The 15,476-nt window shown below is 67.6% G+C and carries 15 protein-coding genes; 12 read left to right on the top strand and 3 right to left on the bottom strand.

Annotated elements, in window-relative coordinates; genetic code table 11:
• Window positions 1-236: 236 nt before the first annotated feature.
• On the top strand, window positions 237-1,010 hold the full coding sequence (locus AC07WJ_RS07380; protein WP_494933914.1) for a GNAT family N-acetyltransferase: 774 nt from the start codon (window positions 237-239) through the stop codon (window positions 1,008-1,010).
• 78 nt (window positions 1,011-1,088) lie between these two features.
• Here AC07WJ_RS07380 and AC07WJ_RS07375 read toward each other — a convergent pair whose 3' ends face one another.
• Together AC07WJ_RS07375 and AC07WJ_RS07370 are read right to left on the bottom strand one after the other, a co-directional pair.
• Window positions 1,089-3,785 carry a bifunctional acetate--CoA ligase family protein/GNAT family N-acetyltransferase gene (locus tag AC07WJ_RS07375; protein ID WP_494933913.1) on the bottom strand — a complete coding sequence of 899 codons (2,697 nt, stop codon included), beginning with the start codon at window positions 3,783-3,785 and terminating at the stop codon, window positions 1,089-1,091.
• 138 nt (window positions 3,786-3,923) lie between these two features.
• A complete protein-coding gene (locus AC07WJ_RS07370; protein ID WP_494933912.1) occupies window positions 3,924-4,544 on the bottom strand; it encodes an LbetaH domain-containing protein in 621 nt (206 codons plus the stop codon).
• Between the two features lie 243 nt (window positions 4,545-4,787).
• On the opposite strand from AC07WJ_RS07370, the gene phnC reads away from it, so the two are divergent.
• The 4 genes from phnC (at window position 4,788) to phnE (AC07WJ_RS07350) (ending at window position 8,419) form a co-directional block, all read left to right on the top strand.
• Entirely contained in the window at window positions 4,788-5,594 is an 807-nt protein-coding gene (phnC, locus tag AC07WJ_RS07365) for a phosphonate ABC transporter ATP-binding protein (RefSeq protein WP_494933911.1), read from the top strand.
• Between the two features lie 38 nt (window positions 5,595-5,632).
• The gene (gene phnD / locus AC07WJ_RS07360) at window positions 5,633-6,553 is read left to right on the top strand and encodes a phosphonate ABC transporter substrate-binding protein (RefSeq protein WP_494933910.1); all 921 of its coding nucleotides are present in this window, start codon (window positions 5,633-5,635) and stop codon (window positions 6,551-6,553) included.
• A 91-nt stretch (window positions 6,554-6,644) separates the two neighbouring features.
• On the top strand, window positions 6,645-7,541 hold the full coding sequence (gene phnE / locus AC07WJ_RS07355) for a phosphonate ABC transporter, permease protein PhnE (RefSeq protein ID WP_494933909.1): 897 nt from the start codon (window positions 6,645-6,647) through the stop codon (window positions 7,539-7,541).
• Window positions 7,538-8,419 (top strand): phosphonate ABC transporter, permease protein PhnE, encoded by an 882-nt coding sequence (gene phnE / locus AC07WJ_RS07350; protein WP_494933908.1) that lies wholly within the window; start codon window positions 7,538-7,540, stop codon window positions 8,417-8,419. Before phnE (AC07WJ_RS07355) ends, phnE (AC07WJ_RS07350) begins: the two co-directional genes overlap by 4 nt.
• Window positions 8,420-8,832: 413 nt before the next feature.
• Here phnE (AC07WJ_RS07350) and phnF read toward each other — a convergent pair whose 3' ends face one another.
• Window positions 8,833-9,567, bottom strand: coding sequence for a phosphonate metabolism transcriptional regulator PhnF (gene phnF, locus AC07WJ_RS07345; RefSeq protein WP_494933907.1), 735 nt, complete (start codon window positions 9,565-9,567; stop codon window positions 8,833-8,835).
• A gap of 178 nt (window positions 9,568-9,745) precedes the next feature.
• On the opposite strand from phnF, the gene phnG reads away from it, so the two are divergent.
• Genes phnG through AC07WJ_RS07310 form a run of 7 tightly spaced genes read left to right on the top strand, consistent with a single transcriptional unit; the run spans window position 9,746 to window position 15,476 of the window.
• Window positions 9,746-10,213: a phosphonate C-P lyase system protein PhnG gene (gene phnG / locus AC07WJ_RS07340; RefSeq protein ID WP_494933906.1), complete on the top strand. Its 468-nt coding sequence runs from the start codon at window positions 9,746-9,748 to the stop codon at window positions 10,211-10,213.
• Window positions 10,213-10,800 (top strand): phosphonate C-P lyase system protein PhnH, encoded by a 588-nt coding sequence (gene phnH / locus AC07WJ_RS07335; RefSeq protein ID WP_494933905.1) that lies wholly within the window; start codon window positions 10,213-10,215, stop codon window positions 10,798-10,800. Before phnG ends, phnH begins: the two co-directional genes overlap by 1 nt.
• A 1-nt stretch (window position 10,801) precedes the next feature.
• On the top strand, window positions 10,802-11,920 hold the full coding sequence (locus AC07WJ_RS07330) for a carbon-phosphorus lyase complex subunit (RefSeq protein WP_494933904.1): 1,119 nt from the start codon (window positions 10,802-10,804) through the stop codon (window positions 11,918-11,920).
• On the top strand, window positions 11,917-12,804 hold the full coding sequence (locus AC07WJ_RS07325; RefSeq protein WP_494933903.1) for an alpha-D-ribose 1-methylphosphonate 5-phosphate C-P-lyase PhnJ: 888 nt from the start codon (window positions 11,917-11,919) through the stop codon (window positions 12,802-12,804). The genes AC07WJ_RS07330 and AC07WJ_RS07325 overlap by 4 nt, the downstream gene beginning before the upstream one ends.
• A complete protein-coding gene (phnK, locus tag AC07WJ_RS07320) occupies window positions 12,801-13,577 on the top strand; it encodes a phosphonate C-P lyase system protein PhnK (RefSeq protein WP_494933902.1) in 777 nt (258 codons plus the stop codon). The genes AC07WJ_RS07325 and phnK overlap by 4 nt, the downstream gene beginning before the upstream one ends.
• 11 nt (window positions 13,578-13,588) lie before the next feature.
• Entirely contained in the window at window positions 13,589-14,302 is a 714-nt protein-coding gene (phnL, locus tag AC07WJ_RS07315) for a phosphonate C-P lyase system protein PhnL (RefSeq protein WP_494933901.1), read from the top strand.
• Window positions 14,303-14,318: 16 nt separating this feature from the next.
• Complete coding sequence (locus AC07WJ_RS07310) at window positions 14,319-15,476, top strand: alpha-D-ribose 1-methylphosphonate 5-triphosphate diphosphatase (RefSeq protein ID WP_494933900.1); 1,158 nt, start codon at window positions 14,319-14,321, stop codon at window positions 15,474-15,476.

Raw genomic sequence — 15,476 nt, 5'->3', positions numbered from 1 at the left:
TTGATGCCTGCCGGCGGTTTGGCTATGACACGCGGCCCGTTGGATGGAGATGCCCGTGATTGTCCGCACCATGACCATTGCCGCCGCCATGGCCGGCTGGGCCGCGTCTTTCTGAGGACCTTCCGGTCCTGACCTGAAACGACGCCCCGACAGGCCATACGGCAGCGATCTCCGCGCTCGTGTCATCCGACCCGAGTCCCGACCAAGCGTCGCCACGACGCCTGCCGAGTTTCCCCATGACCACCGACAACCGCGCGGCCATGCGCCGTGTCTCCGCGTGCCTCCGCGCCACCATGAACTGCGGCGACAATGTCTTTCGCCTGCCGTCCTTCACCGTCATGATCGACGCGGCGAGCGCCGATCCCTTCCGCAATTACGCGATACCGGACGACGGCGCCGAACCGGCCGACGGCGAGGTCGCGGACCTCGTCGCGCTGTTCGCGGCGAAAGGCCGGGCGCCCCGGCTCGAATATGTCCCCGACCTGGTTCCGGCCGTTCTGCCCCGCCTGCTGTCGAACGGCTTCAGGATCGAGCGCCTCCTGCCCTTGATGACCTGTACGCGGGCAACATTGGCGCCGGTGCCCGAGCTGCCCGGCATCGAATGGCTCGTCGCCGAACAGGCGGCGGATCTCGAGGCCGCCGCGCACGTCCAGAACGAAGCCCATGGCGTTCCCGAGACCACCACCGCCGATATCGAACGCCTGCGCCATGCCGTGCGCAAGGGCGGCGCCGTCGTCCTGGCCCGCACTACCGGCAACGGCGAACCGCTCGGCTCCGGCCTTTATGCACCGCCGCATGACGGCGTCACCGAGATCGCCGCGATCGGTGTCAGGCAGGCCGCCCGCCGGCGCGGCATCGGCGGCGGCGTCACCGCCCTGCTGGCGGCGCGCGCCATGGACCGGGGCATAGCCTTCCCGTTCCTGATGGCGGCGCGCGAGGACGCGGCGTGGCGGACCTACCGCCGGATCGGCTTCGCCGACTGCGGCACCATGCTGCACATCTCACGCTGAAACGACCCGCGTCCCGGCCGGCGGCCGGGACGCGGCTGTCCTCGGACGGGCCGATCCGTGGATCGCACCCCTCGCCGTTCAGGTCAGCTCCAGCACCACCCGCTGCAGCGAATGGTCGTCGGGATCGACGCCGACGACGAAACCGAGATCGCGCGCCAGCGCCAGCATCCGGTGGTTCTCGTTCAGCACCTGGCCGTAGATGCGCTTCGTGCCTTGCTCGCGCGCATAGTCGATGATCAGCCGCATCATGGTGATCCCGAGGCCGCGGCCCTGCATGTCGCTGCGGATGAACACCGCATATTCGGCATTCTCATTGTCGGGATCGGCATGCAGCCTGACCGTGCCGATGAGGTCGCCGGTCGCCTCCTCCAGCGCTACCAGCACCATCGAGCGCGCATAGTCGATCTGGGCGAGCTTGGCGATGAAGGCGTGGCTGAACTGCTTGATCGGCGCGAAGAAGCGCTGGCGCAGGTCGTCCGGATCGACCCGCTCGAGGAAATCGCGAAAGATCGCCTCGTCCTCCGGCCGCACCGGCCGGATGCGGAACCGATAGCCGCTTTCGGTCTCCACGGTGCGTTCCCATTCCTTCGGATAGGGGCGAATGGCGAAGCGCGGATGGCCGCCCGCGCCGAGCTTTGCGGCCTTCGGCGCGCCGACCGCGATGCGGGCGTCGAGCGCCAGGACCCCGGTGGCATCGGCCAAGAGCGGGTTGATGTCGATCTCGGCGATGTCGGCGAGATCGGCGGCCAGCTGCGACAGGCGCACCAGCACCTCGGCAACCTTGGCACCATCGACCGCCGGCACGTCGCGATAGCCGGCCATCTGCTTGGCAATGCGCGTGCGGGCGATCATGTCGCGGGCGATGCGCATGTCGAGCGGCGGCAGCGCCAGCGCGCGATCCTTGATCAGTTCGACCGCCTTGCCGCCGCGGCCGAACAGCATCACCGAACCGAAGGTGCGATCGTCGGCGAGACCGGCGATCAACTCGATGGCGCCCGGGCGGTGGATCATCGGTTGCACCGTCACGCCTTCGATGGTCGCCTTGGGCACCTCCCTGATGATGCGGGTCAACATGTCCGCGGCGGCCGCTTCCACCGCCTCGCGCGTCGCGAGGCCGAGCTGCACGCCGCCGACATCCGACTTGTGCACGATGTCGGGCGACAGGATCTTCACCGCGCAGGCGTGGCCGTCGCGCAGGAATTCCACCGCGTGGTCGCCGGCTTCCTGGGCCGTCCGTGCCAGCCGGATCGGGATGGTGGCGATGCCATAGGCCGACAGGATGCGGTCGACCAGGAGCGGATCGAGCCATCGGCGTCCCGCCTTGACCGTCTCGGCGATCGCCGCGCGCAGCCTGGCGAGGTCGGCCGGCGGCACGATCTCGGCGCTTTCCGGGGTCTCCAGCAGGGCCGCCTGGCCGCGCGTATAACCGACGATATGCATGAAGCCGCGAATGGCTTCCGACTCGGTCGGATAGCTCGGCAGGCCGGCCTCGGCGAAGATCGTCGTCGCCTCCTCCTGGTCGCCGAGCCAGACCGAGAAGACCGGCTTGACCCGTTCGCCCCTGGACCGCCTGGAGGTCACCACATTGGCGACCGCCGAGGCCGCCTCATGGCTCGGCAGCAAGGCGGTCGGGCAGTTCATCACCAGCACCGCGTCGACATTGGGATCGTCGAGGGCCGCCTGCATCGCCTCGTCATAGCGGGCGGCGTCGGCGTCGCCGATGATGTCGATCGGATTGCCATGCGACCAGATCGCCGGCATCGACGCCTCGAGCCGGGTCAAGGTCGCGGCGCCGAGGCTGGCGAGCTTGCCGCCGCGATCGATCAGGCTGTCGACCGCGAGAACGCCGAGGCCGCCGCCATTGGTGACGATGCCCAGCCGGTCGCCGTGAAACGGCGTGAAGCGCGACAGCGTCTCGGCCGCCGCGATCAATTCGTCCAGGTCGCTCACCCGCACCAGGCCGGCCCGCGCGAAGGCCGCGGCATAGACGTCGTCGGCGCCGGCCAGGGCGCCGGTATGCGATCGGGCCGCGTTGGCCGCCGCCCGGTGCCGTCCGGATTTCAGCACGATCACCGGCTTGGAACGCGCCGCCGCCCGGGCCGAGGCCATGAACTTGCGCACGTCGGTGACCGCCTCGATGTAGAGCAGGATGGCGCGGCTGCGATAATCCGCGGCGAAATAGTCCAGCCAGTCGCCGACATCGACATCCAGCTGATCACCGATCGTCACCACTCCGGAAAAGCCGATATTGCGCATATGCGCCCATTCCAGCAGGGCCGCGGCGATCGCTCCCGATTGCGACACGAAGGCGAGCGACCCGGGCCTCGCGCCGCGCGAGGCAAAGCTCGCGTCGACCTTGCCATGCGGCGCGATCACGCCGAAACAGTTCGGCCCGACGATCCGGAGACCATGGGCGCGGGCCGCTTTGGCGATCTGGCCCGCCGCCGCGCCGTAACCGTCGCGCTCGAGCGCCGAGATGATCACCGCCGCCGGCACCCCGAGCGCGGAGGCTTCGGCGACCAGCCCCGGAATGGTGCGGCCGGGGGTCGCCAGCACGACCAGGTCGGGGACGGCGGGCAGAGAACCGAGTGACGGATAGCAGGCGAGCCCGTCGAGCATCTGGTGATGCGGGTTGACCGGGTAGAGCCCGCCCTCGTAGCCGGCCCGGCGCATGTTGGCGAGCAAAGCCATGCCCATGGAACCCTGCCGGTCGGTGGCGCCGACAATGGCCACCGACGACGGCGTGAAATAGCGATCGAGCCGGTAGAGAGACATGGGACCTCCCGAGCGAACCGACGCTCGCGACCGATGCTGAAGGTTCGCCCGCGCGGGATCAAGCGGACCGGATCGACAACGTCAAACCGGCGTCGTCATGACACCCCGCGGCGGGCCGCGCCGATATCGGCCGCGATATCAGGCCTCGCTTTCGTATTTGTCCAGGAAAGCCTCGATGGCGAGCTTTCGGAAATCCGGCAAGGCCAGCCGCAATTGTTCATGCGTCCAGTCCCACCAGGCCAGCGCCTGCAACCGTTCGGCGACCCGTTCGTCGAAACGGCGACGGATCGGCCGCGCCGGATTGCCGCCGACGATCGTATAGGGTGCGACGTCCTTGGTGACGATGGCGCCGGCCGCCACCACCGCGCCGGTGCCGACGGTGCGGCCGGCGAGCACCACCCCGCCATGGCCGATCCAGACGTCATGGCCGATCGTCACCGCATGGGAGCGGCGCCAGTCGAAGAAGCCGGCTTCGTCCGGCTCGCCGTCGAAATAGCGCGAGGCGCGATAGAGGAAATGGCTCTGGCTCGCCCGCTCGGTCGGGTGATTGCCCGGATTGATCCGGACATGCGCGGCGATCGAGCAGAATTTGCCGATATCGGACATGTCGATCTGGCCGTCCTGGACGATGTAGGAATAGTCGCCCATGACGGTTTCGGAGATCACGGTGCGCGCACCGACCTCGGTATAGGCGCCGAACCGGCTGTTGCGGACGATGGCGTCCGGGTGGATCGACGGTTCGAGGCCGAGCTTGGTCATGTCGGGTCTTTCTGCTGTGCGTGCGCGCGCCCAGGGGGCCGAGCCGGATCGTCTTGCCGGCCCGAATGACACAACAATGACACCTGGATGACAATTCCGAAGTAATCATCTGCGACTATTGCTTGAGGTTCCCGGCAGAACATCGTCACAAAACTGTTATTCGCCTGTCCTAGAGCCGAGAGATGACGAGATGGCGGCCTCTGCTCGCTGCCTGCCGCGTTGTTTCATCCGAGGCTCAGCCCCATGCTCACCATCGACAAGGTCACCCGACGATTTGGCGCGAAGGCCGCCGTGTCGGACGTCTCGCTCGACATCGCCGAGGGGGCCTTCATCGGCGTGATCGGCCGTTCGGGCGCCGGCAAATCGACGCTGCTGCGCATGATCAATCGCCTGCAGGACCCCTCCGAAGGCCGTATCCTGTTCGACGGCCGCGACGTCACCGGCCTTCACGGCGCCGAACTGCGCGCCTGGCGCCAGTCCTGCGCCATGATCTTTCAGCAGTTCAACCTGGTCGGCCGCCTCGACGTGCTGACCAATGTGCTGATGGGCCGGCTCAACCATGTCAGCCAGGCCCGCGCCCTGCTCAAGCTGTGGACGGCCGAGGACAAGGCCATCGCGCTGTCGGCGCTGGAACAGTTCGACATCGGCTCGCTCGCCAGCCAGCGCGCCGAAAGCCTGTCCGGCGGCCAGCAGCAGCGCGTGGCGATCGCCCGCGCCCTGGTCCAGGAACCGAAATTCATTCTCGCCGACGAGCCGATCGCCTCGCTCGACCCGCGCAACACCCGCATCGTCATGGACGCGCTGCAGCGGATCAACCGTCACTACGGCATCACGGTGATCTGCAATCTTCATTCGCTCGACCTCGCCAAGACCTATTGCGACCGCCTCGTCGGCATGGCCCAGGGCCGGGTCGTGTTCGACGGCTCGCCGGCCGAACTGACCCATGCCGCAGCGCGCGAGCTCTACGGCATCGAGGCCGACGACGTCATCGACAGCCATACCCCGGTTCCCGCGGCGGCCGGCGCCTTTGCCGCCGCGGCTCTGGCCTGACCCGTTCGCCCAATCCGCCTTTTTTCGGAGACACGACCATGTTCACCCGCCGCAACGTGCTGGCCGGCCTCGCCGGCCTCGCCATCGCCGCCACCGCCGTGCAGGCCCAGACGCAGAGCTGGCAGAGCCGCTATCCCGAGCTGGTGCTCGCCGTCATCCCGGCCGAGAACGCCTCGGGCGTGACCGAGCGCTACGCTCCCTTCGTCGACTATCTGGCGCGCGAGCTCGGCACCAAGGTGACGCTGCGCATCGCCAATGACTATGCCGCGGTCATCGAAGGCCAGCGCGCCGGCCAGATCCAGCTCGCCTATTACGGCCCGGCATCCTATGTCCGCGCCCGCACCGTCACCAACGGCGCCGTCGAGCCCTTCGTCACCTCGATCAATTCCGACGGTTCGATCGGCTATTATTCGGTGCTCTATGTGCGCGCCAACAACCCGGCCACCAAGATCGAAGATCTGCGCGGCAAGAACCTCTGTCTCGTCGACCCCAATTCGACCTCCGGCAACAATGTGCCGCGCTTTGCCCTGAGCAAGCTCGGCATCACCAATCCCGACCAGTTCTTCGCCCGCGTCGTTTATGCCGGTTCCCACGAGAACGCCGTGACCGCCGTCCAGCAGGGCACCTGCGACGCCGCCTTCAACTGGTGGAACTCCGAGACCGATTCCAACCTCTCGCGCATGGCCAACAAGAACATGGTGCGCGCCGAGGACTTCAAAATGATCTTCAAGTCCGACCTGATCGCCGGCTCGCCCTACGCCTTCATCACCTCGCTGCCGGAAGAAGCCCGCGCGGCCATCCTGAAAGCCTTCATGGACGCCCCGGCCAAGGCCAAGGCCGCCTTCGACCGCCTGTCCGACGGCAAGGATCTCGGCTTCCACGCCGTCTCGCATCGCGACTACGAAACCATTGTCGAGCTGCAGAAATTCGTCGACCAGATGCGCCGCGCGCGTTCCTGAGCGACCTCCGAGCAACCTCCCGGGGTGGGTCCTTTCGCGGCCCACCCCGTTTCTTTGCCGGGCGCTCAAATCCTTCTCCGGAGACACGTTCATGGCGAGCGCCATTCCCCGCCTGCCCGACCAGCAGCTCGAGCCGCTTCGGCGCGCCTATGGCGAAGCGGTCGGCGCCAAGCGCCGGCAATTGATCCTCGGCCTCGTCCTGTTCGGCTGCGCCACCTTCGTCGCCGGCGCCGTCACCGATGTCGATCTGTCCAAGTTCGTCGGCAATCTCTGGCGTTTCACCGATTACATCGGCCGCATCTTCACGCTGGACAACGGGCCGGCCACCGGACGTTTCGTGCTCGTCGATCCGGTCGAGTGGATGTGGGGCTTCAGCAAATGGCTGACGCTTCTGGCCGAGACGCTGCTGATCGCCTATGTCGGCACCGTGCTCGGCGCCATTGCCGGTTTCGCGCTCTGCTTCTTCGCCGCCGGCAACCTGACGCCGAGCCCGTGGATCCGCGTCGGCGCCAAGCGCTTCCTGGAATTCTGCCGTACCGTTCCCGAGATCGTCTTCGCCCTGATCTTCGTCGTCGCCTTCGGCCTCGGGCCGGTTCCCGGCGTGCTCGCCATCGCCATTCACACCGCCGGCGCGCTCGGCAAGCTGTTCGCCGAAGTGGTCGAGAATATCGACATGAAGCCGGTCGACGGCCTGACCGCCACCGGCGCCACCTGGACCGAGACCGTGCGCTTCGCCGTGGTGCCGCAGGTCCTGTCGAATTTCGTCAGCTATGCGCTGCTGCGTTTCGAGGTGAATGTCCGCGGCGCGGCGGTGATGGGTTTCGTCGGCGCCGGCGGCATCGGCCAGGACCTGATCGAGGCCATCCGCAAGTTCTACTATTCCGACGTCTCGGCGATCCTGGTGCTGATCATCGTCACCGTCATGGTCATCGATCTCGCCACCGAGCGTGTGCGCCACCAGCTGATCGGCATGGAGAAGCGGTCATGACCGCGAACACGCTGCACCCCATCGTCGCCGATGCCCGCGCCCGCGAGGCCGACCTCAGAACCCGCTATCCCGATATCTTCACGCCCTCGATCGGCCATCGCGCCCGGGTCATCGGCACGCTGGTGGCGCTTGCCGCCCTGCTCGTCTTCGGCCTCGTCCAGCTGGAATTCTCCCTGCCGAAACTGCTGCTCGGCCTCGGCAAGCTCGCCGAATTTCTCTGGCGCATGATCCCGCCCTCGACCGGCAGCTGGTCGAAATTCCTGATCTACCTGCACGCCCTGGCCGAAACCGTCGCCATCGCCTTTCTCGGCGTCATGGCGGCCGCCCTGCTCGCCTTTCCCTTCGGCTTCCTCGCCGCCAAGAACGTCATCCCCAATGGGGTGGTGCATTTCCTGTCGCGGCGCTTTCTCGACACCATCAGGGGTGTCGACGAACTGATCTGGGCACTGATCTGGGTCAGCGTCGTCGGCCTCGGTCCCTTTGCCGGCGTGCTGGCGCTGGTCACCGCCAATTTCGGCGTGTTCGGCAAGCTGTTTTCCGAAGCCATCGAGGCGGCCGATCGCAAGGCGGTCGAAGGCGTCGCCTCGGTCGGCGGCAGCGGGCTCGACGCCATGCGCTTCGGCCTTCTTCCGCAGATCCTGCCGGTCATCGGCAGCCAGGTGCTCTATTATTTCGAAAGCAATACGCGCTCGGCCACCATTATCGGCATTGTCGGCGCCGGCGGCATCGGCCTGCATCTGGCCGAGCAGATCCGGGTGCTGGAATATCAGCAGGTCTCGGCCCTGATCCTGATGGTCCTCATCACCGTCATGGCCATCGACGTCGTCTCGACCCGCCTGCGCTTCGCGCTGATCGGCGACAGCGCGCAGAGGCGCTGAGCGTCGGAGGCAGTGCGCGAACTTCAGGCTGGTGCCGCTGCGCGGAGATTTTGACTGGCCGATTTGGCTGCAAACAAGTCGTGGATGCCCGGGACAAGCCCGGGCAAGACGATGTGCGAGCCTCACACGACCCTGGGCCGCGGCACGGACTTGTGGCTATCGAGCCCGAGGCCCCCTCGAAGGCACTTCTCGTCTTGGCCGGGCTTGTCCCGGCCATCCACGACTTCACTCCTATTGCTCATAGAGAACGGCCGTTCCGGGGTGTGCGCCATTCCAATGGGCGATTTCCGCTTGGGTCCATCGGCGCAATGCCAACCAAACCCGGGTCAACTGAATGTTCACGGCTGAAAGCGCAGCGACAGGCGCCGCGACGCCCATCCAGCCAAAGGGTCACAATCACCGGCAAGCCGGTCCTAGCTTCCCACCGTGATGCGCACCCGGTCGGCGGAGAAATGCGAGCGGCCCCACTGAATCGGAATGCCGTCGGGGTCGACATTGACGGCCTCCATGACAAGGATCGGCCGGCCGAGGCCGACTTCCAGCCGTTCGGCATCGATCCGGTCGGCGATAGCCGCGCCGACATGGGTGGAGGTCCGCCGGTAATCCGGCACGCCGCAAGCGGCGAGCGCGGCCGAGATCGAGCCGGTCGCGGCATAGACCTCGGGCACCCGGGCAAAGCGCGGCAAGGGAAAGGCTGAATAGCCCCAGGAGATCGGCACCCCGTCGGCGAAACGCATGCTGTCGACCATGACGACGGGATCGTCGGGCACCAGATGCAGCGCGGCCGCGACCTCGGCCGTCGCCCCGGCGATACGGTGAGCGATCAGCCGGCCCGCCGGCTCGCGTTCCTGGTCCAGTACGATCTCGGAAAAGCGCGTGCGCATGCCGATCGGATAGGCCAGCGGCTTGGCCTCGACATAGGTGCCCGACCCCTGCGCCACCCGCACCAGCCCCTTCTCGACCAGCGATTTCAACGCCTGGCGAACGGTATGCCGGTTGACGCCGAAGCGCGCCGACAAGGCGGCTTCCGTCGGCATGCGCGACCCCGGCGGCAAGCCGCCGCCGACAATATCGGCCTCCATCGCCTCGGCGATCTGCCGCCAGACCGTGACACCGCCGCCGCGTGCCAGCATCGCTTGCCTCGTCATTCGCCTGTCATGGCCCCGGTGGGAAATGCGCCGCGCGTCGCGGCGGCCCGCCGCAGCCCCCTTTTCATCCGATCGTCGATATCACGCCGGGACGATGTGATCATTCGGCTTGATCATCCAGCGGCACTGTCATAAAAGTATAGTCATCTAGATGAATATACAACCCATGACCCAGCCAATGACCGACACTGATTCCCCACCCGACGCCATCCAGGCCGCCCGCAAGGCCGCCATGGCCATCGCCGCCCGGGCCACATCGGCCGAGCTGGCATTGATCGAAACCACGATCTCGCCCATGCCGGCGGTCCGCACGCTCCGGGCGCCCGAGATCGGCCTCGTCATGGTGCGCGGCCGCATCGGCGGCGACGGCGCCCCCTTCAATCTGGGCGAGGCGACCGTCACCCGCGCCGCCGTGGCGCTGCCGAGCGGCGAGGTCGGCTTCGGCCACGTGCTCGGGCGCGATGGCGAAAAAGCCCGGCTGGCGGCGCTCGCCGACGCGCTCTGGCAGAGCGAGATCCATCGCGCGGCGGTGGAGACGGCGCTGCAGCCGGTGCGCCGGCGCCTCGCCGCCGAAAAGACCCTGAAGGCCGAGCGCACCGCCGCGACCCGCGTCGACTTCTTCACCATGGTGCGGGGAGACAATTGATGGCCATCGCCCTTGCTTATGCCGACCCGGTGCATGAGGCGCAGCAGGCCTTCCGCGCCGTGATGAATGCGCTCGCCCGCCCCGGCACGATCCAGCCGGTCATGGGCCTTGCCGAAGCGCCCGCCCCGCTAACCCCGGTTGCCGCCGCGGTCATCCTGGCGCTCGCCGATTTCGAGACCTCGGTCTTTCTCGACGCAGCCTTGTCGACCGACGAGATCCGGACCTATCTCAGCTTCCACAGCGGCGCCAAATTGACGCGCGAACCGTCGCAGGCCGCCTTCGCCGTGATCGCCGACCCGCCGGCACTTGGCGGTTTCGACACTTTCGCGCTGGGCACCGACGCCTATCCGGATCGTTCGACCACGCTGATCCTGCAGGTGCCGAGCCTGAACGCGGGCCGCGCCCTCAAGCTGGAAGGCCCTGGCATCAAGGGTTCCGCCGGACTGGCCGTCGAGAACCTGCCGGCCGACATCGTCGCCCGCCTCGCCGACAACCACGCCTTGTTCCCGCGCGGGGTCGACCTGGTCCTGGCCGGCCCCGACGGCGTGGCCGCCCTGCCGCGCACCACCCGCATCAGCGAGGCCTGACATGTATGTGGCAGTCAAAGGCGGCGAACGCGCCATCGACAATGCACACGCTTTGCTCGCCCATGCGCGGCGCGGCGATCCCGCGATCCCCGAGGTGGCGCCCGCGCAGATCCGCGAGCAGCTGACGCTCGCCGTCGACCGGGTGATGACCGAAGGTTCGCTTTACGATCGCGATCTCGCCGCGCTCGCCATCAAGCAGGCGCGCGGCGATCTGGTCGAGGCCGCCTTCCTGATCCGCGCCTTCCGCACCACCTTGCCGCGCTTCGGCGCGAGCGAGCCGGTGGACACCGCCGACATGGCGGTGCGCCGGCGGGTTTCGGCGACCTTCAAGGACCTGCCCGGTGGCCAGGTGCTGGGGCCGACCTTCGACTACACCCACCGCCTGCTCGACTTCCTGCTGGAAGCCGGCGCCCCCGTCGCCGAACCGCCGACCGCCCCGGCCGACGACACCGCCATGCCGCGGGTCACCGACCTGCTCGGCCAGGACGACCTGATCGAGCGCAACCCGCAGGCCGAGCCCGGCGCGCCGGTCGGCGACCTCACCCGCGAACCCCTCGATTTCCCCGCCGGCCGCGACCTGCGGCTGCAGAACCTGGCGCGTGGCGACGAGGGCTTCCTGCTGGCGCTCGGTTATTCGACCCAGCGCGGTTATGGCCGCACCCATCCCTTTGCCGGCGAGATCCGGCTCGGCGAGGTCGAGATCGAGCTCGAAGTCGAGGATGTCGGTTTCGCCGTGCCGCTCGGCGACCTCACCATCACCGAATGCCAGATGGTCACCCAGTTCAAGGGCTCGTCCACCGAGGCGCCGCGCTTCACCCGCGGTTATGGCCTCGCCTTCGGCCATTGCGAGCGCAAGACCATGGCCATGGCGCTGGTCGACCGGGCGCTGCGCGCCCGTGAGCTCGGCGAGGAGGTCACGGCGCCGGCCCAGGACGAGGAATTCATGCTGATGCATTCCGACAACGTCCAGGCCACCGGCTTCGTCGAGCATCTGAAGCTGCCGCATTATGTCGACTTCCAGGCCGAGCTCGGCCTGGTCCGCAAGATGCGCCAGGAGCTCGCCGCGCGCGAAGCCAGGACGCCGCTGGAAACGCCCGATCTGAAGGATGCCGCGGAATGACCGCCCACTATAATTTCGCCTATCTGGACGAGCAGACCAAAAGGATGATCCGCCGGGCCATCCTGAAGGCCATCGCCATCCCCGGCTATCAGGTGCCCTTCGCCTCGCGCGAAATGCCCATGCCTTATGGCTGGGGCACCGGCGGCGTGCAGGTGACCGCGGCAATCCTCGGCGCCGACGACGTGCTGAAGGTGATCGACCAGGGCGCCGACGACACGACCAATGCCGTGTCGATCCGCAAGTTCTTCGAAAAGACCTCAGACGTCGCGACCACCACGGCGACGGCGGATGCGACCATCATCCAGACCCGCCACCGGATCCCGGAAAAGACCCTCACCGACAACCAGGTGCTGGTCTACCAGGTGCCGATCCCGGAACCGCTGCGCTTCCTGGAGCCGCGCGAGACCGAGACGCGCGTCATGCATGCGCTGGAAGATTACGGCCTCATGCATGTGAAGCTCTACGAGGACATCGCCACTCACGGCCATATCGCCACGACCTATGCCTATCCGGTGAAGGTCGAGGGGCGTTATGTCATGGACCCCTCGCCGACGCCGAAATTCGACAATCCGAAGATGGACGACTGCGCCGCCCTGCAGCTGTTCGGCGCCGGCCGCGAAAAGCGCATCTACGCCGTGCCGCCTTATGCCAGCGTGGTGTCGCTCGATTTCGAGGACCATCCGTTCGAGCCGACCAAGTTCGACCGGCCCTGCGACCTCTGCGGCGCGCGCCACACCTATCTCGACGAGGTCATCACCGACGACCGCGGCGGCCGCATGTTCGTCTGTTCCGACACCGACCATTGCGAGGAGCGCCGGGCCGAGGGCCATCGCGGCGAGTTGCTCGGAGAAGCACCGAAGGCCATCGCGGGAGCAGCATCATGACCGACCAGCCGCTGATGACCGCGGAAAACGTGTCGAAATTCTACGGCGCCCGCACCGGCTGCCGCGATGTCTCCTTCGACCTCCATGCCGGCGAAGTGCTGGCGGTGGTCGGCGAATCCGGTTCGGGCAAGTCGACGCTCCTGAAACTGCTCTCCGGCCAGATGGCGCCCTCCGCCGGCCGGGTGATGTATGCCATGCGCGACGGCGTCACCCGCGACATCGTCTCGCTGTCGGAGGCCGAGCGGCGCTTCCTGTTCCGCACCGACTGGGGTTTCGTCCACCAGGACGCCGCCGCCGGCCTGCGCATGGGGGTCTCCGCCGGTGCCAATGTCGGCGAACGGCTGATGGCGGTCGGCTGGCGTCATTACGGCCGCATCCGCGAGGAGGCCGAGACCTGGCTCGACCGGGTCGAGATCGACCCCGACCGGATCGACGACAAGCCGGCGGCCTATTCCGGCGGCATGCGCCAGCGGCTGCAGATCGCCCGCAACCTCGTCACCAATCCGCGCCTGGTCTTCATGGACGAACCGACCGGCGGCCTCGACGTCTCCGTCCAGGCCCGCCTGCTCGACCTCGTGCGCGGCCTGGTCGCCGATCTCGGTCTCGCCGCGATCGTCGTCACCCACGATCTTGCCGTGGCGCGGCTTCTGTCCCACCGCATTCTGGTGATGAAGGATGGGCGCGCCATCGAGACCGGCCTGACCGACCAGGTGCTGGACGATCCGCGCGAGCCCTATACCCAGTTGCTCGTCTCCTCGATCCTGCAGCCGTGAGGAGCGTCGACATGACCGCGATCCTGACCCTCGACAATGTCGGCAAGACCTTCACCATGCACCTGCAGGGCGGCCTGACGATTCCCGTCGTCAGCGGCGTCTCGCTCGCAGTGGCGCCGGGCGAATGCATCGTGCTCGGCGGCCCCTCGGGCGCCGGCAAGTCGTCGATCCTGAAAATGATCTACGGCAATTACCGCACCGATTCCGGGGCCATCCGCATCGTCGCCCAAGGCGGCGCCGCGCCTGAGACCGTCGACATCGCGACCGCCGCGCCGCGCCGCGTCCTGGCGCTGCGCCGCCACACCGTCGGTTACGTCTCGCAATTCCTGCGGGTCATTCCGCGCGTGCCGGCACTCGCCGTGGTGGCGGAAGCGGCCATCGCCTTCGGCATCGACCGCGACGAGGCGGAGACCCGTGCCCGGGCGCTGCTGACCCGCCTCAATGTGCCCGAGCGGCTATGGTCGCTGCCGCCCTCGACCTTTTCCGGCGGCGAGCAGCAGCGCGTCAACATCGCGCGCGGTTTCATAGCCGATCATCCGATCCTGCTGCTTGACGAACCGACCGCTTCGCTGGATGCCAGGAACCGCGCCGCGGTGGTCGAGCTGATCGACACCAAGAAGGCCGACGGCACGGCGATCGTCGGCATCTTCCACGACGACGACGTCCGTGAGCGGGTCGCCACCCGCATCGTCGACGTCACCACATTCGCCGCACGTGCCGCATGAGGAGCCAGAGACGACCATGAGAGCAACCACCGACAAGGGCTCCGCCTCGCTCTTCGCCCGCCGCGTCGTCCTCGCCGATCGCGAGGTCGCGGCCACCATCGTCGTCGAGAACGGCGAGATCGTCGGGCTGGAGGAGGACCGCCAGCGTTCCGACGCCATCGACTGCGGCGACGACCTGATCATTCCCGGCCTGGTCGAGCTGCACACCGACCATCTCGAGCCGCATTACGCGCCGCGGCCGAAGGTCTATTGGGATCCGCTCTCGGCGGTCTTCGCTTATGACGCGCAGATCGCCGCCTCCGGCATCACCACGGTGTTCGACAGCCTGCGGGTCGGCCGCGACGACGACCGCCCCGGCGTCTCCGACGCGCTTTTGGAACTCTCGGAAGCAATCGAGGCGGCCAAGAAGACCGGGCTGCTGCGCGCCGACCACCACACCCACCTGCGCTGCGAGATCCCCTCGCGCGGCGTGGTCGAGGAGGCCGCCGACTATCTCGCCCGTTTCGACGTGCGCCTGATGTCGCTGATGGACCACACGCCCGGCCAGCGCCAGTTCCGCGACGAGGAAAAGCAGCGGATCTATTATCGCGGCAAGAGCGGCCTCGCCGAGGACGAACTGACCGCCCTGTTCGAATCCCGCAAGGCGCGCTCCGCCATCATCGCCGAGCCGAACAAGCGTGGCCTGGTGGCGCTCGCCCACGAGCGGCGGATCGCGCTGGCGAGCCATGACGACACGCTGGAAGAGCATGTGACGGAATCGCTCGCCGACCAGGTGTCGATCGCCGAATTCCCGACCACCGTGGAAGCGGCCCGGGCCTCCCATGCCGCCGGCATTTCGGTGCTGATGGGCGCGCCCAACGTCGTCCGTGGCGGCTCGCATTCCGGCAATGTCTCGGCGGTGGAACTGGCGGAAGCCGGCGTGCTCGACATCCTGTCGTCCGACTATGTGCCGATCAGCCTGATCCAGGGTGCCTTCGGCCTCGCCGGCGTGCCAGCGGTCGGCGGCCTGCCCGGTGCCATTCGCACGGTGTCCAAGACGCCGGCGGCGGCGACCGGCATGACCGATCGCGGCGAGATCGCGCTCGGCAAGCGCGGTGACCTGGTGCGCGTGGCGCTCGTCGGCAACCAGCCGGTGGTCCGCCAGGTCTGGCGCACTGGCCTCAGGATCTCCTGA

The sequence above is a fragment of the Phreatobacter sp. GW821-FHT04C01 genome, assembly GCF_059420385.1.
This window is presented reverse-complemented; position numbering and strand designations above follow the sequence as displayed.